The sequence below is a fragment of the Mesorhizobium sp. P2_D5 genome (assembly GCF_056404355.1).
In genome coordinates this window covers 744,482-765,664 of sequence record NZ_JBFUEE010000002.1, presented here as the reverse complement: position 1 = coordinate 765,664, position 21,183 = coordinate 744,482, and the positions used below count along the sequence as shown (strand labels likewise).

Annotated in this window: 18 protein-coding genes, 2 pseudogenes and 1 riboswitch; of the genes and pseudogenes, 8 read left to right on the top strand and 12 right to left on the bottom strand. The window is 61.3% G+C overall.

What is annotated here, in order from left to right:
• Window positions 1-351: 351 nt before the first annotated feature.
• Both AC1DYW_RS10370 and AC1DYW_RS10365 read right to left on the bottom strand, forming a co-directional pair.
• Window positions 352-552 (bottom strand): annotated as a pseudogene (locus AC1DYW_RS10370) (ATP-binding protein); the annotation flags it as partial.
• Between the two features lie 296 nt (window positions 553-848).
• Window positions 849-1,124 (bottom strand): hypothetical protein, encoded by a 276-nt coding sequence (locus AC1DYW_RS10365; RefSeq protein ID WP_477226064.1) that lies wholly within the window; start codon window positions 1,122-1,124, stop codon window positions 849-851.
• 129 nt (window positions 1,125-1,253) lie between these two features.
• A riboswitch (SAM-I-IV-variant riboswitch) is annotated at window positions 1,254-1,352 on the bottom strand.
• 762 nt (window positions 1,353-2,114) lie between these two features.
• On the opposite strand from AC1DYW_RS10365, the gene AC1DYW_RS10360 reads away from it, so the two are divergent.
• The 4 genes from AC1DYW_RS10360 to AC1DYW_RS10345 all read left to right on the top strand — a co-directional run bounded on the left by AC1DYW_RS10360 (window position 2,115) and on the right by AC1DYW_RS10345 (window position 5,072).
• Window positions 2,115-2,492, top strand: coding sequence for a VOC family protein (locus AC1DYW_RS10360; RefSeq protein ID WP_477226063.1), 378 nt, complete (start codon window positions 2,115-2,117; stop codon window positions 2,490-2,492).
• 234 nt (window positions 2,493-2,726) lie between these two features.
• A complete protein-coding gene (locus tag AC1DYW_RS10355; protein WP_477226062.1) occupies window positions 2,727-3,368 on the top strand; it encodes a DUF47 domain-containing protein in 642 nt (213 codons plus the stop codon).
• Window positions 3,368-4,372, top strand: a complete 1,005-nt coding sequence (locus tag AC1DYW_RS10350) for an inorganic phosphate transporter (RefSeq protein ID WP_477226061.1) — start codon at window positions 3,368-3,370, stop codon at window positions 4,370-4,372. The genes AC1DYW_RS10355 and AC1DYW_RS10350 overlap by 1 nt, the downstream gene beginning before the upstream one ends.
• 211 nt (window positions 4,373-4,583) lie before the next feature.
• A complete protein-coding gene (locus AC1DYW_RS10345; protein ID WP_477226060.1) occupies window positions 4,584-5,072 on the top strand; it encodes an NUDIX hydrolase in 489 nt (162 codons plus the stop codon).
• A gap of 431 nt (window positions 5,073-5,503) precedes the next feature.
• On the opposite strand, the pseudogene AC1DYW_RS10340 reads toward AC1DYW_RS10345, so the two are convergent.
• Window positions 5,504-6,531, bottom strand: a pseudogene (locus AC1DYW_RS10340) (IS110 family RNA-guided transposase).
• Window positions 6,532-6,984: 453 nt separating this feature from the next.
• On the opposite strand from AC1DYW_RS10340, the gene AC1DYW_RS10335 reads away from it, so the two are divergent.
• Window positions 6,985-8,688 carry an adenylate/guanylate cyclase domain-containing protein gene (locus AC1DYW_RS10335; protein ID WP_477226059.1) on the top strand — a complete coding sequence of 568 codons (1,704 nt, stop codon included), beginning with the start codon at window positions 6,985-6,987 and terminating at the stop codon, window positions 8,686-8,688.
• A 188-nt stretch (window positions 8,689-8,876) separates the two neighbouring features.
• Here AC1DYW_RS10335 and AC1DYW_RS10330 read toward each other — a convergent pair whose 3' ends face one another.
• The 5 genes from AC1DYW_RS10330 to AC1DYW_RS10310 all read right to left on the bottom strand — a co-directional run bounded on the left by AC1DYW_RS10330 (window position 8,877) and on the right by AC1DYW_RS10310 (window position 13,237).
• Window positions 8,877-9,311 carry a hypothetical protein gene (locus tag AC1DYW_RS10330; protein WP_202362245.1) on the bottom strand — a complete coding sequence of 145 codons (435 nt, stop codon included), beginning with the start codon at window positions 9,309-9,311 and terminating at the stop codon, window positions 8,877-8,879.
• A 114-nt stretch (window positions 9,312-9,425) separates the two neighbouring features.
• A complete protein-coding gene (locus AC1DYW_RS10325) occupies window positions 9,426-10,301 on the bottom strand; it encodes an SDR family NAD(P)-dependent oxidoreductase (protein ID WP_477226058.1) in 876 nt (291 codons plus the stop codon).
• 16 nt (window positions 10,302-10,317) lie between these two features.
• The gene (locus tag AC1DYW_RS10320; protein WP_477226057.1) at window positions 10,318-11,772 is read right to left on the bottom strand and encodes a YncE family protein; all 1,455 of its coding nucleotides are present in this window, start codon (window positions 11,770-11,772) and stop codon (window positions 10,318-10,320) included.
• Window positions 11,750-12,130, bottom strand: coding sequence for a DUF305 domain-containing protein (locus AC1DYW_RS10315; RefSeq protein ID WP_477226426.1), 381 nt, complete (start codon window positions 12,128-12,130; stop codon window positions 11,750-11,752). The genes AC1DYW_RS10320 and AC1DYW_RS10315 overlap by 23 nt, the downstream gene beginning before the upstream one ends.
• Window positions 12,131-12,169: 39 nt before the next feature.
• Window positions 12,170-13,237, bottom strand: coding sequence for an alpha/beta fold hydrolase (locus AC1DYW_RS10310; protein WP_477226425.1), 1,068 nt, complete (start codon window positions 13,235-13,237; stop codon window positions 12,170-12,172).
• Between the two features lie 300 nt (window positions 13,238-13,537).
• Between AC1DYW_RS10310 and AC1DYW_RS10305 the strand changes: the two genes are divergently transcribed.
• The 3 genes from AC1DYW_RS10305 (at window position 13,538) to AC1DYW_RS10295 (ending at window position 16,580) form a co-directional block, all read left to right on the top strand.
• Complete coding sequence (locus tag AC1DYW_RS10305; RefSeq protein WP_477226056.1) at window positions 13,538-15,475, top strand: PAS domain-containing sensor histidine kinase; 1,938 nt, start codon at window positions 13,538-13,540, stop codon at window positions 15,473-15,475.
• Window positions 15,472-15,846: a response regulator gene (locus AC1DYW_RS10300; RefSeq protein WP_477226055.1), complete on the top strand. Its 375-nt coding sequence runs from the start codon at window positions 15,472-15,474 to the stop codon at window positions 15,844-15,846. The genes AC1DYW_RS10305 and AC1DYW_RS10300 overlap by 4 nt, the downstream gene beginning before the upstream one ends.
• An 86-nt stretch (window positions 15,847-15,932) precedes the next feature.
• On the top strand, window positions 15,933-16,580 hold the full coding sequence (locus AC1DYW_RS10295) for a response regulator transcription factor (RefSeq protein WP_477226054.1): 648 nt from the start codon (window positions 15,933-15,935) through the stop codon (window positions 16,578-16,580).
• Window positions 16,581-17,413: 833 nt separating this feature from the next.
• Here AC1DYW_RS10295 and AC1DYW_RS10290 read toward each other — a convergent pair.
• The 4 genes from AC1DYW_RS10290 to AC1DYW_RS10275 form a co-directional block, all read right to left on the bottom strand.
• Entirely contained in the window at window positions 17,414-17,698 is a 285-nt protein-coding gene (locus tag AC1DYW_RS10290; RefSeq protein WP_477226053.1) for a muconolactone Delta-isomerase family protein, read from the bottom strand.
• Window positions 17,699-17,717: 19 nt separating this feature from the next.
• Window positions 17,718-19,331: a GMC family oxidoreductase gene (locus AC1DYW_RS10285; protein WP_477226052.1), complete on the bottom strand. Its 1,614-nt coding sequence runs from the start codon at window positions 19,329-19,331 to the stop codon at window positions 17,718-17,720.
• A 75-nt stretch (window positions 19,332-19,406) separates the two neighbouring features.
• Complete coding sequence (locus AC1DYW_RS10280) at window positions 19,407-20,183, bottom strand: enoyl-CoA hydratase-related protein (RefSeq protein ID WP_477226051.1); 777 nt, start codon at window positions 20,181-20,183, stop codon at window positions 19,407-19,409.
• 3 nt (window positions 20,184-20,186) lie between these two features.
• Window positions 20,187-21,149, bottom strand: a complete 963-nt coding sequence (locus AC1DYW_RS10275; RefSeq protein ID WP_477226050.1) for a dihydrodipicolinate synthase family protein — start codon at window positions 21,147-21,149, stop codon at window positions 20,187-20,189.
• Between the last annotated feature and the right edge of the window lie 34 nt (window positions 21,150-21,183).

Below are 21,183 nucleotides of genomic sequence, written 5' to 3'. Positions count from 1 at the left end.
ACAGCGACCGTTGCAACCGACCGCATCGGGACTTCACTTGGCATCCTCCACGGTAGGCAAAACCTCGATCACGTCCTCGTGCTCAGGGATGTGGCAGTGCATCACAAATCTCCCGACTTGCACCGGCTCGAGTTCGTTTTCTGCGTTCCGATCAAAAATCCCGGCGGCCGGCCCAGCGCATTTGGTGCCGCTGCCGTTGGCTGTCAATGACCGCGGAATCGGGACTTCGTATTTTTGCGCAAAAGGGACCCCGGCTTTCGGTTGTGAGAGGCACGCCGGTAAGCGCCCGATCAGGCGGAGCTGGTCGGGGTTGCACAGCCTGATCGCGCGCGGCTGATTAGCTTTTCGGCTTTAGCTTTGAGATCGGCTTTTGAAGCGCCAGGACTCGTTTCCGGTCTCGACGATCTCGCAGTGGTGAGTGAGGCGGTCGAGCAGCGCGGTGGTCATCTTGGCATCGCCAGCGAAGACGCTCGGCCATTCCCCGAAGGCAAGATTGGTGGTGATGATGATCGAGGTGCGTTCATAGAGCTTCGAGATCAGGTGGAAGAGCATGCAAACAAGCCATTTGTACTTGCCGGCCAAAGAATTGAGAAAGGCGATCTGTTCCTGCTACCCGTAGCCGCCGCGGGCTCATCATTAACCTCAACCGCCCAGTCGCCATCCTCTATGCACCAAGTCTGTCCTACTTGGATCCCGCCAAGCGCGGTGTCCACGAAATAGTGGCCGCTATCGTTGACCCACAGCTGAAGAGCCATCCCGTCCTCCCAAAATCAAACCGGCCCCTCGACTACCATGCGGTTCCAGTGGTGTCCGCATCTCGGGATCTGCGGCGTGGCATGGTCGGGATGTCACCGCCGCCCCATCGGGTAAGTCGGATCGTCTCGCAGACGAGTGAAGTCGATGTTCATACCGTTCTCACCACGGTTCCAGAGGACGTCGTGAAGTCCCTCCGGCAGGGTTCCGTGAGCCAGGACCCAGCATCGCACATAGGCCCGGATGCCGCCCTTCCTGAAGGCGCGCCCCATGGCGTAGTGGAGGCCAGGCCACTCGCCCGGCAGAGGATCGTCGGCGGCGACGTATCTTTCCGCCAGTGCCTCGATGATGGCATTGCGTTTCGCGCTCATCCGCCGCATGCGGCCGGGATGTTGGAAATGCTCGATGCAAAGGCCCAGCGATATAACTGGCTTGCAGCATTTGGGCGTTAGACAGATCATGAAGAAACCCTCCAAGAATGGCACAACGCATCTAGAGGGTTGGCGACCTACTGCTGCCCGTTCTGGGCCACATCATTGTCACCACCGTTGCCGGTCAAGGCTGGTTGGCGGGGCCGAAGCCCTCTCTGGATGTGGGTTGGCAGTAGCAGAGCCGCTGTCTCAGTGCAACCGATCCTGCATAACGGTGTCATGCGCCTCAGCTATTCGGCCTGCTGGTGGGCCCCACAAGCCACTCCCCATCCCCACCTGCCGATGAACCTGGTTGGTGCCGACCGCCATCCGCTGCCGCCTGTGGCGGAGATCGGTTGGAAAGCTGCTGTTCGGCCTTATCTGCAAAACGAGCAAGTAGCGTCAGGTGCAGACCTTCGGAACGTACCCAGTAAACAACCGCCTTGCGCCATGAGCGGCCCCTTCGGGACAGGCATCAAATGACCGCAGTGGGCCGAACGCGGACGGACTGCTATCGGCCAGCTCTGTGCAGGAAACTTCCATTTTCATCGTGAGCAAAATCAGCTTCTGCTCCCTCGCTCGGTAAAACGGCAGCCAGTAGAAGCGACAGCAGCGATGCTCCCGTCTAGGTCGGATTGTCGATGCGAACACCTGTGCTATCCGGATCGCGCCAATACGCGACAGAACCTGCCCAAATCGCCGATGACATTGTCACCGGCCTCACTCAGGTGCCGGTTAACAGCCACTTGTCCGGTAGACCGGCTACGCCGAGCCTCCACAGTTCACAACGATCCATGTCAGCGCACACGAGGGCCACCCAGGTACGTCCAAAACCCTCATCCGACTACTTCGGCTGGCGTCCAGACAGTCTGCCTCTGCACTCAGCTCCACCGACAGGGAAACCTTTGAGCGAGTTGACAGTTGTATCTACAAGACAGAGGAGGAGGTTGAATGGCATCCGTTCGGTACATCGTTGCGGACGTTGACGAGGCGGTCGCGTTCTATCGAGACAATCTCGATTTCAAGCTCGACATGCACAATCCGGGCAAGTTCGCTGCCCTGCTGCGCGACGACCTGACGCTGTATCTCAGCGCGCCGGGTGCGGGGAGCGGTGGTCAGGCGGGCGGCGATCCGAAGCCGGGCGGGTGGAATCGATTTATGATCGTTACGAACGAGGTCGATGTCCTCATTGAGCGGTTACGCCGGGCTGATGCAAGATTCCGCGGCGAAATCAGCGACGGCGGTGCCGGGCGCGCCATCTTGCTCGAAGATCCATCGGGCAACGTCATCGAGCTATTCGAGTTCAAGAAGGACGAAAGCCTAAGGTAAAGCTGGTGGCGGCGGACGGTTTGTCTGCTCCATGGTTATGCCGCGTTCCGCCACCGACGGCAGATTTCTGCTGCTTCGACCAAAAGCTATTTGCTCTAGTCGCTCGAGAAACCAATTTGCGCCATTAGCAAATCTCGATATGTCTGGCGCAATAGCGTTTCGGGGGCGTTTGCAGGTCGCTCATCTATCCCGAAGGGTTCAATACCCCGATCCATGGGCCGCGGAGAGAAAGCGATGTTGGGCTGGTTCCGAAAGCTGCTGCCGCGCGAAGATAGCTTCTTCGACCTGTTCGAACGGCATTCCCGCACCGTGGTCAGCGGCGCCGAAGCGTTGGAGCAGCTTCTTCAGGGCAACGACATCGATCGCTGGTGCCGGAAGATCGTCGATCTCGAGGACGAAGCCGATCATATAACCGCCGAAGTTCTGCTCGCGGTGCGACGCTCCTTCATCACTCCCTTCGATCGCGGCGACATCAAGGATCTCATCCAGTCGATGGATGACGCCATCGATATGATGCACAAGACCGTCAAGACGGTGAAGCTGTTCGAGAAAAAGGAATTCGACCCGCTGATGCAGGAGATGGGCGGCGTCATTGTCGACGCCGCCAAGCTGGTTGCGGAAGCGATCCCGCTGCTCAGCAAGGTAGGCGCCCACACCCCGCGCCTCAACGCTATTGCCGAAGAGGTCATGCGCGCCGAAGGCCGGGCGGACGAACTGCACGAGCAGGGTCTGAAGGATCTGTTCAGGAAACACGGCCGCGGGGACGCGATGGCCTATCTGATCGGCAGCGAGATCTACGGCCAGCTGGAGAAGGTGGTCGACCGCTTCGAAGACGTCGCCAATGAGATCAGCGGCATCGTCATCGAGAACGTGTAGTGGAAGCCACAATCGCCTTTCCCGTGTTGGTCGGCCTTGTCGCCGTCGCGTTGTTCTTCGATTTTCTCAACGGCCTGCATGACGCCGCCAACTCCATCGCCACCATCGTCTCGACGCGCGTGCTGCGGCCGCATTATGCGGTGTTCTGGGCAGCTTTCTTCAACTTCATCGCCTTTATGTTTTTCGGCCTCCACGTCGCCGAAACGGTGGGAAAAGGCATCATCGATGTCAGCATCGTCACGCCGGCGGTGATCTTCTCGGCCCTCGTCGGCGCTATCGTCTGGAACATCGTCACCTGGATAGTCGGCATTCCTTCCAGCAGCTCGCATGCGCTGATCGGCGGACTGGTCGGCGCCGGCATTGCCAAGGCAGGCGTCGGCGCCATCGTCTGGACGGGGCTTGGCAAGACCGTCGCCGCGATCGTTCTGTCGCCAGCAGCCGGTTTTGTCCTCGCCCTTCTTCTGGTCCTTGTGGTTTCCTGGCTGTTTGTGCGGCAGACTCCTTTCGCCGTCGACAGCACCTTCCGCGTCCTGCAGTTCTTCTCCGCCTCGCTCTACTCGCTCGGTCACGGCGGAAATGATGCGCAAAAGACCATGGGCATCATCGCCGTGCTGCTCTACTCACAGGGCATGCTCGGCGGAACCTTCTACGTGCCGCTCTGGGTGGTCCTCACCTGCCAGTCGGCGCTGGCGCTCGGCACATTGTTCGGCGGCTGGCGCATCGTCCACACCATGGGCTCCAAGATCACCCGACTGAACCCGATGCAGGGTTTTTGCGCCGAAACCGGCGGTGCGATCACGCTTTTCGCCGCCACATGGCTCGGTGTTCCCGTGTCGACCACGCACACGATCACCGGCGCCATTATCGGCGTCGGCGCTGCCCGCCGCGTTTCCGCAGTGCGCTGGGGCATTGCCGGCAACATCGTCGTTGCCTGGGTCTTCACCTTGCCGGCCACGGCCGCTATTTCGGCGCTGTGTTACGTTGCGGTTGGGCTGGCATTGTGAATGGATTGGAACTAGCTATCCGCCAAGCTGCTCTGAACGCCAGCAGCGCGCGTCGTAGAGCATCAGCTTTCGGCGCCTACGGCGACGCCGGCTACGAGAAAGACCGCAATAACGGTTATGACGGTAGCAACCCGCACCTCAGACCAGCATTACGTCGCTGTTCCTGGCTACCAGTGGCGTCCGGCGCCAGAGAATGAACTCAGTGAATAGGATGTCTAAGGAAAAGCAGATCATTAGCAAGGCCAAGAAAGGCAAACCCATCCGCCAGGTCGCGGCAATCCCTTTTCGGTTGGATGCAGGGGGGAAGGTCGAGGTGTTGCTAATCACGTCTCGCACGACGAAACGCTTCATCGTTCCGAAAGGTTGGCCGATGAAGGGTAAGAGCGGCCGGGAGGCTGCGACAACGGAGGCGCGAGAAGAGGCAGGTGTCCTTGGCACCGCGCTGAAGAAACCCCTTGGGTCGTACTCCTATTGGAAGCGCCTTGCCAATCACTTCGTCAAAGTAACCGTCAAGGTCTACCTGCTGTCAGTCACCGACGCACTTCCAGGCTGGAAAGAATCGTCCCGGCGAGAACGGGCGTGGCTGTCGCTATCGGACGCGTCGAAGCTGATCGACGACCCGCAACTTGCCGTCCTTGTACAAACCATTGCCGATCCGACTATTGCCGAATTGGTTTCTCGTGACCAATGGTTGAAGTAAGCCCCTCGACCCAGACGGAGGTTGCTGCCGCTAACATCTATTCATAGTACAACGTCCTATCACGGGGCGAAGCGGAAATAGTTTCAGCCTCTGCTGACCGATATGCGGCGCAAATACGACGTACAGCGTGGGTAGCTCGTGATGTCTTCTGTGGATGGCTCCCGCGATGCAAGGGGTGATTTGACGTTTCTGACGATTGGGTCAGGTGCGGTCTTCTGTCCGGCCTGTTGATGCAGTCGTTCATGTTGACCGCTGGCCTTGATGGTATCCGCGAGTCAGGTCCCACTCTGCTTTGCGGGCAATGACGCCCACGACATTCGCACGGGTTATCCCAGCTCCCGGTATGACCGGTTCGCCATCACATCTCATCGCCCTTGCAACTGGTGAACTTCTTTTTCCTTCGCGTCTTGTTTGATTGCCACCGAACCAGATCAGGCTGCGGCACTGATCGGCGCCCGGTAGGTTCCTCCGCGCGTCATGATCGCCCAGGCCACGCGCGCCGTCCGGTTGGCGGCAGTCACCGTCACGACTCGGGCGGGCCGGCGCTTGAGCATCGCGACCATGCGCGGATCGACCGAGTCAGGCCTTGTCCTTGCCCGCCGAACGAGCGAGGTCATGCCGACCACCAGCAGCCGGCGCAGATAGCGATCGCCCATGCGCGAGATCTTGCCCAATCGTTCCTTGCCTCCGCTGCAGTTGGCAAGCGGCGTCAGGCCCAGCGAAGCGGCGAATTGTCGGCCCGAGCGGAAGCGCTCTGGTTCAATCACCGAGGCAGCCAGCGCAGTGGCCGAGATGACCCCGATACCGGGGATCGTCGCAAGCCGTTGCGACAACTCGTTTGAGCGATGCCAGGCGAGGAGCTCCTTCTCGATTGCTGTCAGCCGGTCTTGCAGGTCTCCGATCTGGCGCGTCAGGCCAACGACGATGCGCTGCGCCAGGGACGGTACTTCGGGCACCTCGCCGGCTGCTAGCCGCGCGGCAAGCGCAAGCGCGTGGTGCAGCCCGCGCGCCATCTCGATCCCAAATTCGGCGAGCAGCCCGCGCACCATGTTCACCAGCTGCGTGCGCTGCTTGACCAGAAGATCGCGCGTCCGGTGCAGCGCCAGAGCCGCCTGCTGCTCGGCCGACTTTACCGGCACAAACGCATCGTTGGTCGCGTCACCGCCTCGCAGATCGCTTCCGCGTCGCCCGCATCGGTCTTGCCGCGCTTTACATAAGGCTTGACGTAAGCCGGCGGCATTAGCCGCACCTCATGGCCAAGCCGGATCAGCTCGCGCGCCCAGTAATGCGATGTCCCGCATGCCTCCATGCCGATCAGACAGGGCGACAGCTTCGCGAAGAAGGGCAGTACCTGCCGGCGGCGCAGCGGCTTGCGGACGACAACATCGCCCACCGCATCAATACAGTGAACCTGAAAAACGCTTTTGGCCAAATCCAGGCCGATCGTGATAATATCCATGACGGGTGGCTCCCTTGGCTCGTGGTCGCTTTGACAGCATCCACACTTTGGCACTCAGATGCCGGGAGCGGGAGCCATCCACATCATCTGCTTCGGAGCCGCGGCGACTATTGGCTGAACGACTATATTGTGGCGCAAAGCGGCCATTCAAAACATGGTAAGTCGCGCTATCGCGCGCAACGTGCCAAGGGGTCGATCCCTTCAAAGCCATGCAAAAGCCGAATCTAGTATCCTACTTTATCCATGAGCACCCGCAATTCGGGCTGTGGAGCGACCCAGAAAGTTCGAAAAGCTTCCAGGAACCCCAAGCGATTTGACCGTATCGAACTGCCACCACATCGTGGAATGGCAGGCGGCAAGGCCTGATTGACTGATTGTCACCGCCGGCAAATCTTGACCGGAAGGCGCTATTGCCGGCGTGTCTTGGTCAGCGAATCGTTCAAGGGACTGGAAATGAGCCAATCGCAGGTCTCGGCAGCGCCGTCCGGATGGCTGCCGGACGCGTGGCTGCGCAATGCACGGCTGGCGTCGGGCCTTGTGCTGATGGCATTCGTGACGCTGCATCTCCTGAACCATGCGTTGCTCCTGATCTCGCTTGAAGCGGCGGAGAAGGGGCGCGCAGTGTTTCTGCTGATCTGGCGCAACCCGGCCGGCACGCTGCTCCTCTACGGCGCGGTCGCCACACATCCCATCCTTTCGCTGCTGGCGCTCTACCAGCGCCGCACGTTGACCATGCCGGTGCGGGAGTGGGCGCAGATACTGCTCGGCCTCGCCATCCCGTTGCTGATTGCCGAGCACGTGGTCGGCACGCGTGCCATGCACGCCCTCTATGAAGCCAACGACACTTACGAGTTTGTGGTGCGCTCGCTGTGGATCCTGACCCCGCAGAACGGGGTGCGGCAGGCGATCGCGGTGGTCGTCATCTGGGCGCATGGCTGCCTTGGCCTCTACTTCTGGCTGCGCTATCGTCAATGGTATCCGCGCACCGCCCCGGCCCTGCTGGTCCTGGCGGTGCTGGTTCCGGTCCTGGCGCTGCTCGGCTTCGCCAGCGCCGGAAAGGAGGTCTCTGGAATGGGACCGCCGCGGTCGCGGTTTATCGAGCCAGCCCTTTTCGATCGGGCACTTGCGACCAAGGAACGCATCGACAGCGGCATCTATGCCGGCTTTGCGGGACTGATTGTCCTGGTGCTCGTGGCGCGCATCGTTCGCGACCGCATCGAGCGGCGCAACCTGATCGAGGTGCGCTATGCCGGCGGGCCCAAGGTTCGCATTCCCCGCGGCTACAGCGTGCTCGACGCCAGCCGGCTGGGCGGCATCGCGCATTATGCCGTGTGCGGCGGGCGCGGCCGCTGCTCGACCTGCCGCATCCGCGTGCTTGACGGCCTTGCCGAGCAGCCGGAGCCCGGTCCGATCGAAGCGGCGACCCTGCGCCGCATCGCGGCCGAGGGCGACGTGCGGCTCGCCTGCCAGCTCAGGCCGCGCGGCGATCTTCGTGTCACGCCGCTGCTGTCACCGCCGGTCACGGCAGAGGGCCCGCTCGCCGCAACCGCCAGCGATCCCGGCCACGAGAAGGTCGTAGCGGTGATGTTCTGCGACATGCGCGGCTTCACCGCGATGGCCGACCAGCGCCTGCCGTTCGACGTGGTCTTCCTGCTCAACCGCTATTTCAGCGTGATCGGCCGCGCGGTCGAGAGTTCAGGCGGCCGCCTCGACAAGTTCGTCGGCGACGGCGCCATGGCGCTGTTCGGGCTGGAGACTACGCCCGGCGAGGCTTGCCGCAATGCGCTTTCCGCCGCCAGCGCCATTGTCGAGGGGGTTCGCGCACTCAGCGACGACCTTGCCGATGAACTGCGCGCCACCATCAAGGTCGCGATCGGCATCCATGTCGGCCAGGCGATCGTCGGCTCGATGGGCTACGGCGCGGTCATGAACGTGACCGCGATCGGCGACACCATCAACATCGGCAGCCGGCTGGAGGCCGCGGCGAAGGAATTCGAGGCGGAAGTCGTCGTCTCCGAAGCGGCGGTACGGCTTTCGGGCATGGAGCTCCCCGGCGCGGAGGCGCGCGAGATCGACATTCGCGGCCGCGCCCGTCCGCTCGGCGTACTGGTCGTGCCGCGCGGCGCGGCTGTGCCGATCGCCTTGCCGGCAAAATGAGATAAGGCGGGCTCGAAAATCCCCGCCTCGGGGCGAAGCCGCGCCTCTACTCGCCCAGAACCACTGCTGAATTTCGAGCGACCGGTAACGGCCAATAATAAAAACAAGCACTTAGTTTTAAAGGCGCGTTAAGTAGCGCCTATGACGCAGTTCGCATGCGGTCACGAATCGGAAGTAGGGCGCTCCCGTCAGTGAAGGTTCCTCAATTCTGCTCGGCAGCATTCCGCAAAAAAGCGCAAAATATCGCTACTACGACCGTTCCGATCATGGCCCCGCGGCACAAGGGGCGGCTGATCGTAGGCCTCCAAAATCTCTTGCAGCACAATTTCGGCAGCTTCGATCGTGCCTGCCGTCGCAATCATACGAAGCTTGCTGATGGCGGCGTATATCGGAACCAGCTTGGCAGGGTTCTGCAGACGCTCGCAAGCGATCGCATCCGCATAGGTTTCCGATGCCTGGTTGATAAACTCGCCAAAGAGCCTCGCACGACGCGACGCATCGACACTACGCCGCTGCGCATCGCTTTGATGGCGCTGCGTAAGCCATGTTGTTGCGGAGGACGCGAGGGCCCCTACCGCGGAGCCGGCCATGGCCGCCAATCCCGAGATGTAAGCCAGGCTCATGTCCACGAAGCCAAATCCCGTCTGGTGAGCCGTCGCTGAACACGAAGGTAAACACCCCTGCTAAGCATAAATATTGTAAGTCCAAGCATTGGTGGTTGACGCGAGCGCTTAGCGTCAGGGCAGCGCGTGCAGCGGCTCAACCTCAGCAATCGAAACAGGAGACCCGAACTCCACGCTCTCGCTAACCGGACGCCAGCGCTCCAGCTCTTTTGTCCGCTCGGCCTCCACATTCTGCACGATGGGAACCGCGTGCGCACCGATCACTAGGTGCGACGGCAGCTGCTCCCTGCGCGAAAGACGTACTATCAGCGCTGCGAAGCGTTGCGGATCGATCGGCTCATTGCCCCAGAGCGACTCGAGTTGGTCCTGCGCCGCTCCAACCGACACCTGATAATCTGGTCCGATGACAGGCCGGTTATCATAGGCGCGCTTGCCCCAGCCGGTGCGCATAGCACCGGGCTCCAGCGTCATGAGGTGAACTCCGAAGGGCGCCGCCTCGGCGCGCACGGCATCCGTGAAGCCGCCGACAGCCCACTTCGCCGCATGATAAGCGGCCTGCCCAGGTCCGGCAAAACGCCCGCCAATCGATGATATCTGCATGATCAATCCACGACGCTGCCTGCGCATGACCGGCAAGGCCGCGCGGGTGAGATTCACCGTGCCGAAGAAGGTAGCCTCGACGAGCTTCCGGAAATCTTCGGACGGCATTTCCTCAAACGGATGGCTCTGGCCATATCCGGCATTGTTGACCAGCACATCCAGCCTGCCGAACGACTCGACCGCGCCTCGGACAGTTGCTCGGCCCTGCGCCTCGTCGGTAACGTCGAGCAACATGGCGCGAGCCTTATCGCCAAAGCGCGCGACGAGATCGTCGAGCTTGGCAACATCGCGCGCCGTCGCGACAACGCGATCGCCAGCGTGAAGCGCGGCCTCCGCGATGCTGCGTCCCAATCCATGCCCCGCCCCGGTAATCAACCAAATCTTTGTCATATCAAGCTCCTGTTCATCAAGGCTGCTGAACCTGCACCACCGCGCCAGGCGCGTTGGGTGTGCCCTCGCGGATGCCGAGGTAACGGCGGGCAACCGGCACATCGCCCTGGACGATCTGGCGGATCGGCCCGGTCGTGTTGACCACGGCCGAACCCGTCGGATTGGTCATGAACTTGGCAAGCGGCTCCACAGTGCCGCTCCCGTCGGGGTTTGCCGACAGCACCAGCTGGTAGGGATGCTTCGGCAGAAGCCCTGTCACTCCCGCTTGCAAGATCTGCGTGAGGCCCTGGTCGAACAACGCGACGGTCGTGAGCGCCTTTCCTCCCGCGCCCAAAATGAGCTTCGTAGCCCCTCCAGCGACCGCCACCGGCTGCAGATTCGCGAGTCCGTCGCCTTCCGACACCGCGTTGGTTACGTAGCCGATCGCCTGCGGCGCCTGGCCGATTGGGACAGTTCCTATTACCCTGTTCGTGGCCGTATCGATGATAGCTAGGGCATCGTCGTTCTCGAGCCCGACGAAGATCCGCTTGCCGTCGCCAGACGGCCAAACCCCGTGCGGAAGACGGCCAACGGATATGGTCGCGACTCTCTCGAAACTATCGGTGCGGAATACCTGCACCTGGTTGAGTCCGCCGACGCTGACGTAGGCGAACTGACCCTTCGGCGTGTCGATGAAGTTGACATGGTTGGTAAGGGGGCCGGTGTCCATGACCTTGAGCTGTGAGAAGGGTGGATGCGCGTCGATCACCACGGTGGCACCGATATCCTTCAGCGTGTACCAGACCTGCCGGCCGTCAGGCGTTGCGGCAATGTTGGGACAAAAGGGGCTGGGCTGCGGCAGGCCGGCAACCTGGCTGTGGCTGGCGACGTCGAACACCACCAGCTCGGGCGTGAAGGACGAGCAGACATAGCCGTAGCGGCCATCGGGCGAGAAGATCGTCATCCCTGGACCGTTGGGGGTCTTGAGCCGCGCCTTCTCCGTGTAGGTCTGCGGATCGATCACCGAGACATAGTCCTCGCCGCGGACCGTGACCCAGAGTTCCGTGCCATCAGGCGTAAAGAAAGCCTCGTGTGGCGAGCGGCCGACATAGGTCGTGTGCTTCACCGCATTGGTGGCGGTGTCGATGAAAGTAACCGAGTTGGAGCCGATGGACACGACGGCAAGCGTGCGTCCGTCGGGAGAAAAGCCAAGGCCGTGGACCAGGACCTGACCCTTGTAGAGCGGACTGAAATTGCCCGGCTGCGGATCGCCCAGCCGGATGACCCCGAGCAGCTTGGCCTCGATCGGATCGGTGACGGAGACGGTGTTCGAGAATTGCTCGGCGGCGTAGACGCGGTCGTGATGGCTCGCGGCAACGTCGCGCCCCCAAGGCGCCTGCCGCTGCTGCTGCGCAAGTGCTGCCGTCGCCACGGAAGCTGAGATCAGCACTACGAATGTCTTGTACACCTCAATGCCCTTTCTGTCGCTCATGCGCCTCCGGTTGGGTGGGAACAGGTTCAAGCGGGGGGAGTGGATCACCGATGGCAAGCCGCATGGCGGCGATCTCCTGCTGCTGATCGACGATGATCTCCTGGGCGATGCGCCTGAGCTGCGGATTCGTGCCGTAGCGAAGCTCGGCGACGGCCACGTCAATCGCGCCCTGGTGGTGCGGGATCATCATCGTGGCGAAGTCGCGATCGACGTCGCCGGTGGCCCGGGCCTGCATCGCGTCCATCATGCTGTCCATCGCGGCATTCATTTCATCCGCAAACTCGCTCGTAGCCGTCGGGGCCGGAGTGGCCGCCACGACGAGAATTGCAGCGCTCAGCAAAATGGCAGTTCGGTGCATTGGCCACGCGTCCTTTCTGACTGCGGCGATCATCCGGGCCTATCGGCTCGCGACGTCCATCACCGCCTGCGCGAAATCCCGTGGCGCTTCCTGCGGTAGGTTGTGGCCGATCCCGCCCCGGATCGTGCGATGCTCGTACCGGCCGGTGAACCTCGCGCGATAGGCTTCGGGCGGCGGATGCGGCGCACCGTTGGCGTCGCCTTCCATGGTTATCGTCGGAACGGTGATCGCCGGATTCGATGCCAGCTTGCGCTCGACATCGGCGTAACGTGTTTCGCCTTCCGCCAGGCCAAGCCGCCAGCGATAGTTGTGAATCACGATCGCAACATGATCGGGATTGTCGAAGGACGCCGCGGTTCGATCGAACGTCGCATCGTCGAAATGCCACTGCGGCGAGGCGAGCTTCCAGATCAGCTTGTTGAAGGCGCGGGTGTTCTTTTCGTATCCGAGCCGGCCGCGCTCGGTCGCGAAATAGAATTGATACCACCATTGATATTCGGCGTCGGGTGACAGCGGCTGCTTGTTCGATTCCTGGCTGCTGATCAGATATCCGCTGACCGCGACCAACCCGCGCACGCGTCCGGGTGAAAGCGCAGCGACGATGTCGGCCGTGCGTCCGCCGATGTCGAAGGCGCCCAGCAATGCGCGTTCGATCTTCAGCGCGTCCAGCAGATCTATTAGGTCCTGCGCCAGCACAGCCGGCTCGCCGTTGCGCATCGTATCCGCGGACAGAAAGCGGGTGTCGCCGAATCCGCGTAGGTAAGGCACGATGACGCGATACCCCTCGCCGGCAAGGATCGGCGCCACCTCGACGAAGCTATGGATGTCGTATGGCCAGCCGTGCAGCAGGATCACAACGGGACCGTTCGCCGGCCCTGCTTCGGCATAGCCGATGTTGAGCAGCTCCGTCCGCGCCTGCTTGATGGGCGCAAAGGTCGCGGCCAATTTCGGCTGAACCGGTTTTGGGGTCTTGGCGGCCGCTCGGCTCGAAGCGCTCACGATACCGAAAGGCATGGCGGCAAATGCCACGGCGGTGCCGCAAAAGGTCCGGCGACCGCCATCGATATTTTCCACCTGGATGTCTTCGCTCTGTTGTACGCCGCGCATAGCAATTCCTTTTCTCCCGAGTTGCGTGCTCGCGGTCCCAAGACATGGGAACGCGGAATGAGCCACGGGGCAGAGGGGAGTGAGCGAACCGTCCGCTCTCATGGACACCTAAGTGTCATTCGCGGTCGGCAATCGCTATTATACCATGGTGTTTGTGATACCATCGTACAGGGTCGCTGGTCGTGCGCCCGCCAGAGCGTCCCTCGGATTGATGCCCTTCAGATTGGCGAATGACTTCGCGAATGTCTGAGCCGAGCGGATTGGCCCGATACCAAGGCACAATAGACGTAAGGGCAGAGAATGACGATGCAGGTTGAGCTCGCCCGTCTCTTGGATTCACTGCCTGCAATGGTCTGGACTGCGCTGCCCGACGGACACGTCAACTTCATCAACCGGAGGTGGCTGGAGTATGTCGGCCAGCCGGCGGAGGAAGCCCGGCGATGGGACTGGGAGGCCCTGATCCATCCGGACTACGTGTCGGCGGTTGTCGCCGATTGGCGATCGATAGTGGCGTCGGGCCAACGGGGAGAAATCGAAGCCCTCTTGCGAAGGTTCGACGGGCAGTACCGCGCGGTCCTGATGCGCTGCAGACCTATTCGCGATGAGCAAGGACGGATCTCGCGATGGTGTGCCATAGTCACGGACCTCGAGGATTCCCGGTCCGCCGACGAGACCCAGCCGCGTGACATCGATTTCCAGTCGCCCAATTCCAGCGCAGAAAACCTCCAGCTCACGATCGATACGATTCCGGCAGCCGTATGGTCCGCTCGTCCGGATGGCTCAGCTGACTTCTTCAATAGGCACTACCTGGATTATATCGGCCTTCCATTAGAAGAAGCGTTGGGTTGGGGTTGGACGCAAGCAATTCACCCGGACGATCTTCCAAAGCTCCTGGATACCTGGCGGGCGCTGTCAATCCTCGGGACAGCCGGAGAGGCGGAAGCCAGGATTCGACGGCATGACGGCGAATATCGCTGGTTCCTGTTTCGCGCTTCCCCTCGCCGCGACCGGAAGGGCGAGGTTGCGAAGTGGTACGGTTTCAATACGGACATTGAGGATCGTCGGCAGATGGAAGGGAGGCTGCGCCGCAGTGAGGCCTTCCTTGCGGAAGGCCAGCATCTCGCGCGCATGGGCAACTTTTCCTGGCGTGTCGCGAGCGGTGAAATCATTTGGTCAGAGCAGCTCTACAGAATCTTCGAGCTCGAGCCGGGCACCGCCGTTACTCTCGATCGGATCGCTATCCGCGTCCCTCCAGAAGACGTCCCGATGATGGTGGACATGGTGGGGCGAGCACAGCGCGGCGAAACTGATTTCGAGTACCAGCACCGGATCATGTTTGCGGACGGACGGATCAAACATCTTCACCTCATCGCGCACCGCGCCACGGATCGTGACGAAGTGGAATACATTGGCGCGGTTCTCGACATTACTCAGCGGCGTGTTTCCGAAGAGACACTTGAAAGAGTTCGGTCCGAACTTGCCCAAGTCACTCGGATTATGAGTCTTGGCGCGCTGACCGCCTCGATCGCCCACGAAGTCAATCAGCCGCTTTCCGGTATCGTCACCAATGCCGGCACCTGCCTTCGCATGTTGTCTGCCGATCCGCCGAACATCGAGATCGCCAAAGAGACGGCTCGCCGGACTATCCGTGATGGCAACCGTGCCGCTGATATAATCGCGCAATTGCGCGCGCTCTTCAGCAAGAAGACCGTCAGGTACCAACCCGTCGATCTGAACGAGGCGGCGCGCGAGGTGCTGGCCCTGGTTGCGGGCGACCTGCAGAGAAACCACGTGGTCCTGCACGCCGAATTTGTTGATCGGCTTCCGCTGGTGGGTGGCGATCGAATTCAGCTTCAACAGGTCATCATGAACTTGCTCCGCAACGCGTCCGATGCGATGCGAGACGTCGATGATCGTCCGCGACAGCTCAGTATCAAGACCGAGCCTGCCGGCGACGATCATGTGAAGCTGACGGTTCGGGACGTCGGCGTCGGCTTGGGGACCGAGGATCCGGACAGGGTCTTTCAAGCTTTCTACACGACCAAGAGCGACGGCATGGGGATCGGCTTGTCGGTCAGCCGGTCCATCATCGAAAGCCACGGCGGGCGGCTCTGGGCGGAAGGCCATGACGGCCCCGGCGCCAGCTTCTCGTTCACAATTCCCAGCAGTGCGAAGAGCAATCCAGGTATTCCGGACACCGACGCCACGCGTGCTTCAGCCACGACAGGGTCCTCATGACAAGCTCGGGCCCCCTCGTTTCTGTCGTCGATGACGACCAATCTGTCCGCGAGTCCTTACCGGACTTGCTGAACGCATTCGGTTTTCGAGCCAAGACATTCCCCTCCGCCGAAGACTTTCTGTCATCCGGCAGCATCGTCGAGACGAAATGTCTGATCTTGGATCTTGCCATGCCCGGGATGACCGGACTCGAATTGCACTCCGAGCTGCAGCGCCGAGGCCAGTCGATGCCAACCATCTTCATCACAGCACACAAGGATGAGACGATGCGGCCGCGGCTCATTGAGCAGGGCGCTGTGGATTGCCTGTTCAAGCCTTTCAGCGACACAGCACTGCAAGGGGCCCTCGGTTCGGCATTCGCATCCGACTGAGCGCCTTGTCTTGCCAGCGCCGCCGGGAAGGAGGACAATTATGATCCCAGCGGCTCTGGCGACCGTGCCTGGCAAGGGCGATATCGATGGTTGACGAGGCTCCTGTTGTCTTCGTGGTGGACGATGACGTGTCCGTCCGCGAGTCGCTCGAATTGCTAATCCGCTCTGCCGGCTGGAAGCCGCAGATTTGTGCATCAGCCAAGGAATTCATGGATTGCGTGCGGCCGGACGTTGCCAACTGCTTGGTCTTGGATGTCAACCTGCCAGACCTTAACGGTCTCGATCTCCAGAGGTTGGTTGCCAGCGATCGCACCGAAATGCCGATCATCTTTGTTACCGGTTATGGCGACATCCCAACGACAGTGAATGCAATGAAGGCTGGCGCAGTCGAATTTCTGCCGAAGCCGCTTAACGACACAGTATTGATCGAAGCGATCGAACAGGCGCTCACACGGAGCCGCGCCGAACTTGCACTTGCCGCCGAGATGCGTCTGCTTCAGCAGCGCCACGCCTCGCTTACTCACCGCGAACAAGAGGTCATGGCGCTCGTTGTAAGCGGTCTGTTGAACAAGCAAGTCGCATACGAGCTTGGCATTACGGAGATTACGGTCAAAGCACACCGCGGGCAGGTGATGCGCAAAATGCACGCGCGCTCACTTCCCGAGCTGGTCAACTTCGCGGCAAGCCTGGGCATCAACCGTGTCGCACAAGCGAGTTTCCAGCGCCGGCTTTGATTCCGCGATCAGCGGAAGCGGCGGCAACGGGAGAGTCGACCAGTCATCGGGGCCGCGTCTGTTTTGGGGCGACAAGCGGCAGGATGCGCGCGTGCGCACACCCTCACAGTAGCGTGCCTTTTTCGCCCGGATCTGCGGCGTGCCGGCCGCGGCCCTCGCCGGCTACGCTTTGGGTTGCAAGCCACATTTCAGAACCCCGAAACACAAAAACCGCCCCGGTTAGACCGGGGCGGTTATTGATTTATGATAAAATTGGTTGCGGGGACAGGATACCTTCCTTGAAACCAAGTCGCTGCCCTAAGCGGCAATTCGTACCGCTACGATGGCGGAGATCGGGCTCGGCCCACGGCCATCCTGCTTGTTTCGATCTTTGGCATGTTCGATCGCGCCGGACCGGAGTGACGGACGGTTATCCCTAGAACGAGGGTAAGATAGCGAAATTTCGGCTTCCAGGCATTTTAGACAATGGCTGGTTTCAGGCGAAGGTGGACCGGCGCATGCGGCCGATATGAGGCGCAAAGCGGCCGTCTACATCCGATGCCTCCAGATTATCCTTAAACCGAATCTAGTGTCCCAATTTGTCCATAAGCACCCGCAATTCGGGCTGCGGCGCGACCCAGAAAGTTCGAAAAGCTTCCAGGAACCCCAGTCGATGGTCAATTGTAGAACCGTCTGACTGTCCTCGTTGGGCCGAAAGCAGACGGTCCGGTTCCAGAATTAACTAGCGGGAAAGGCGCCATTTCGCTGGCGACCCCATCTCAGCCGCAACGACGTTGCTGACGCGTCGCGCCATAATCGACCTCGGTGCGACTGCATAGGGACAACAGTGGGCCTCATGGCAGATTGAAACCAGCGTAGGGTTTCAGCGGGACGATTTCGAAGTCAAGCGTCCCCGCCCTCGCCAGCGGCAACGTCGCCAGCATCTCGCGAACCTCGATCTCGTCCCTCGCCTCGACGATCTGGCACGCACCGGGCATATCACCGCGATGCCAGATCTGGCGCGTGAAGCCGATGCTATAGAGATGGCGGGCCTGTGCCCCCTCGCTGGGTACCAGCTGTTCGAAATCAGCGTCGCTGAATTGGTCCGTTCGGCGTCGAGACAAAACAAGAAATTGCATCGGCCTGGTCTCCGAAGACTTACGCAACGGCTGCGATCATGTGGCGGGCATGCGCAGACCGGACGCCCTTGATCAGATCGGCGCCCTTTTCGCCGATCATCATCGTCGGCCCATTCGTGTTGCCGCTGATCAGGACTGGCATGATCGAGGAGTCGATCACCCGCAACCCGTCGAGTCCGCGCACACGCAGTTCGGGATCGACGACTGCGGTTTCGTCGACGCCCATCTTGCAGGTGCCAACAGGGTGATAGTCGCAGCAGGCATACTGCCTGATGTAGGCCATCAGTTCCTCGTCGGTCTTCGCAGCCGGCCCAGGCAGCCGTTCGACCTTGACGAACTTCGCGATTTCACTTTGCGCCAGCACCTCCCGGATGATCCGTACTGATTTCAGTGCCATGCCGCGATCGTAGGGATCGGATAGATAGTTGGGGTCGACCAGCGGCTCGCCGGCGGGGTTCGACGAGCGCAGCTTCACCGAGCCGATGCTACGTGGCCGAAGGAATGTCGAGTTGATGGTAAAACCATACCCGTCGAGCCGCGTCTGGCCGCCGCGCACCACCATCGCTGGCGCGATGTGAATCTGAAGGTCGGGCCGCTTCGCTCCCTCACTCTGGAAGAAGCCGCCGCCCTCAACGATCACCGAGGCGGCAGGGCCATTGCGATAGAGCAGCCAGCGAATGCCGTGCAGGAGCGCCTTGGGATAGCGATCCTGGCCGTCATAGCTGATCGGGTCCTTGAGCGTCAGATGGACGTTGGTGCAGAGATGATCCTGGAGGTTCCGCCCGACACCGCTGAGATCGGCGATCGTCGCGATCCCGAGAGCTTTCAACTCGTCGGCCGGTCCGATACCGGACAGCATCAGCAGGCGCGGCGAATTGATGGCTCCTGCCGATACGATCACCTCGTTTTCGGCCCGCAACACTTTCCGCGATTTGCCCTCGGACAGTTCGACGCCGACGGCGCGGCCGTTCTCGACAACGATCCTTGTGACCCGGGCATGGGTCCTGACTGTCAGATTGGGCCGCCTGCTGACGGGATGCAGATAGGAAACAGCGGACGAGCGGCGGCGGCCATCGCGACAGGTGACCTGGTAGAAGCCGGCGCCATACATGGTGTCGCCGTTGAAGTCGGGATTGAACGGCAGGCCATATTGTTGCACGGCGCGGACAAAGGCCCGGGTCAATGGGTGCGGGCCGACCTGATCCGAAACTGCAAGTGGACCGCCCTGCCCGTGATAGCGATTGGCGAGCCGATCGTTGTCCTCGGATTTACGGAAATAGGGCAAGACATCCTCATAAGCCCAACCGTCATTTCCGAGTGCTGCCCAATTGTCGTAGTCCTCCTTTTGGCATCGGATGTAGATCATCGCGTTGATCGAGCTTGAGCCGCCAAGGGTCTTGCCTTGTGGATACCAGATGGAGCGGTTGTCGAGGTTCTTCTGCGGCACCGTGTGGAACCGCCAGTTGACGCCCGGCCCAAACAGCTTGCCGATGCCGCCAGGAATATGGATCATCGGGTTCCAATCCCGGCTGCCAGCCTCCAGCAGCAGGACCTTGACGTCAGGATCCTCGGACAGGCGGTTTGCCAGCACGCAACCGGCCGAGCCCGCGCCGACAATGATGTAATCCCACATAGTCTGCCTCCACTCGCCCGAAGGCGCCTTCCCGTCAGCGCGACGAAACCCGACCGCGGACATTGCTCCTAAATCCTATTTGCCCCTGAAGGCCGGCGCCCGTTTCTCGGCAAAGGCTCGCAGCCCTTCAATCCGGTCCTCCTTGCCGAATGCCTCGACAGTCAGCCGATGCTCGATCTTGAGCCCGCTTTGCAGTTCTGTTTCGAATGCTGCCAGAACGGCCTTCTTGGCATAGGGCGTGATGGCAACCGACTTGGCGGCGATCGCAGCGGCGATCTCCAGCGCCCGTGGCAGGAGCCTGTCGGCCTCCACGACTTCGCTGACCAATCCTTTGCGCTCGGCGAGGCTCGCATCGACCATGTCGCCGGTCAGGACCATCTGCATGGCAAAGGATTTGCCGACGAGGCGTGGCAGACGCTGCGTGCCGCCATCGCCGGGAAACGAGCCGATCTTGATTTCAGGAGTCGCGAATTGAGCTGCTTGCGAGGCAATGACGATGTCGCACAGCAGCGCAAGCTCCAGCCCCCCGCCCAGCGCATAGCCATTCACGGCGGCGATAATCGGCTTGGTGAAGCCCTCAATGGCGCGCCAGCATGCCAGCCGTTCCGGGTCGGCATAGGAGGCGACCCCGCGTTCCAGCATGTCAGAGATGTCGGCGCCTGCCGCAAAGGCGCGACCGGCACCCGTCAGCACCACGCAGCCGACCTCCGTGTCGGCGTCGTAGCCAGAGAGCAGGTGGCTCAATTCGGCCAGCAGCGCTTTGGACAACGCGTTCAGCTTGTCCGGCCGGTTGAGCGTCAGCAGTCGGATGCCGGGCGCCGGTTCCACTGCCTGAACGAGGCGGTCCATCATCGATCAGGCGACCTTCCTGTAAAGCGTCTCCGCGCTCAATCCTGCAGCAGCCAGCAGTCCCCGGATCTTCTCGATCTCGGCGGGGTTTGGCTTCATCAGTGGGGGCCGGACGTGAGCTTCGTCCAGTCGCCCGAGCACCACCAGCGCCTCTTTCATGCGATTGTGCATATCGAGAAGCGGCGCGTCATAAAAGGCCCGCACCGTCGGATAGATGCGGTCATTGATCGCCTTGGCAGTCTTGAGATCGTTCGCCTGCACGGCGCGAAACAGCGCAACCTGAAGGCTGGCGATGACGCTGCCGGCGCCCGACAAGAGCCCGTCGCAGCCAAGCGCCAGCGAGCCGAGCAGCCAGGCGCTGTGGGTGGTGAGGGTGTTGACCGGACGGTCGAGCGCTTTCAATTCGCGGATCTGGCGTTCATGCAAATTGCCATCGCCGCACTGGTCCTTGATCGCGACGATCGAGGGAAAACGACGGCAGAGGTCGAGCAATGTCTGCAGCGGGTAGGCAAGGTTCGATGCCAGCGGATACTGGAACAGGATGATAGGAAGGTTCGAAGCATCGGTGATGCGCTTCAGATGCTCGACGATCATCTCTGGGCGCAGATGCCCACCGAGCGTCATGAAGTCCGGCGGGAAAACCAGCAGCGCGTCGGCACCCGCCCGATCAGCATAAGCGGCGATGCGCGCGGCCTCGAGGCTGGAGTTGGTATAGACACCGACAATGGTCGAAACCTGATCCTGCAACACATCCTTGGTTACCACGATCGCGCGGTATTGCTCGTCGATGGTGAGCGCGTGCACTTCGGCCGCATGACCGTTGATGGTGATGCCGGAAATGCCTTCGACCGAGGAGACGTCAGCGAGGTGCTTGCGGTATGCGCTCTCATCGACAGCCAGATCGGTGGTGAACGGCATCAGGCACGCGGGAATGACGCCGTGGGCAGCAAACGGTTTCTTGTCGCTCATCATTCAGATCCTATTTGAAATTCGGGACGCCGCG

Bases quoted from the DNA above. Each gene is read 5' to 3' on its own strand.
- AC1DYW_RS10335 (WP_477226059.1), top strand. From the start codon at position 6,985: ATGAGCCAATCGCAGGTCTCGGCAGCGCCGTCCGGATGGCTGCCGGAC.
- AC1DYW_RS10300 (WP_477226055.1), top strand. From the start codon at position 15,472: ATGACAAGCTCGGGCCCCCTCGTTTCTGTCGTCGATGACGACCAATCT.
- AC1DYW_RS10325 (WP_477226058.1), bottom strand. From the start codon at position 10,301: ATGACAAAGATTTGGTTGATTACCGGGGCGGGGCATGGATTGGGACGC.
- AC1DYW_RS10345 (WP_477226060.1), top strand. From the start codon at position 4,584: ATGTCTAAGGAAAAGCAGATCATTAGCAAGGCCAAGAAAGGCAAACCC.
- AC1DYW_RS10290 (WP_477226053.1), bottom strand. From the start codon at position 17,698: ATGCAATTTCTTGTTTTGTCTCGACGCCGAACGGACCAATTCAGCGAC.
- AC1DYW_RS10285 (WP_477226052.1), bottom strand. From the start codon at position 19,331: ATGTGGGATTACATCATTGTCGGCGCGGGCTCGGCCGGTTGCGTGCTG.
- AC1DYW_RS10330 (WP_202362245.1), bottom strand. From the start codon at position 9,311: ATGAGCCTGGCTTACATCTCGGGATTGGCGGCCATGGCCGGCTCCGCG.
- AC1DYW_RS10365 (WP_477226064.1), bottom strand. From the start codon at position 1,124: ATGAGCGCGAAACGCAATGCCATCATCGAGGCACTGGCGGAAAGATAC.
- AC1DYW_RS10305 (WP_477226056.1), top strand. From the start codon at position 13,538: ATGACGATGCAGGTTGAGCTCGCCCGTCTCTTGGATTCACTGCCTGCA.
- AC1DYW_RS10355 (WP_477226062.1), top strand. From the start codon at position 2,727: ATGTTGGGCTGGTTCCGAAAGCTGCTGCCGCGCGAAGATAGCTTCTTC.
- AC1DYW_RS10360 (WP_477226063.1), top strand. From the start codon at position 2,115: ATGGCATCCGTTCGGTACATCGTTGCGGACGTTGACGAGGCGGTCGCG.
- AC1DYW_RS10315 (WP_477226426.1), bottom strand. From the start codon at position 12,130: ATGCACCGAACTGCCATTTTGCTGAGCGCTGCAATTCTCGTCGTGGCG.
- AC1DYW_RS10310 (WP_477226425.1), bottom strand. From the start codon at position 13,237: ATGCGCGGCGTACAACAGAGCGAAGACATCCAGGTGGAAAATATCGAT.
- AC1DYW_RS10280 (WP_477226051.1), bottom strand. From the start codon at position 20,183: ATGATGGACCGCCTCGTTCAGGCAGTGGAACCGGCGCCCGGCATCCGA.
- AC1DYW_RS10320 (WP_477226057.1), bottom strand. From the start codon at position 11,772: ATGAGCGACAGAAAGGGCATTGAGGTGTACAAGACATTCGTAGTGCTG.
- AC1DYW_RS10295 (WP_477226054.1), top strand. From the start codon at position 15,933: ATGGTTGACGAGGCTCCTGTTGTCTTCGTGGTGGACGATGACGTGTCC.
- AC1DYW_RS10275 (WP_477226050.1), bottom strand. From the start codon at position 21,149: ATGAGCGACAAGAAACCGTTTGCTGCCCACGGCGTCATTCCCGCGTGC.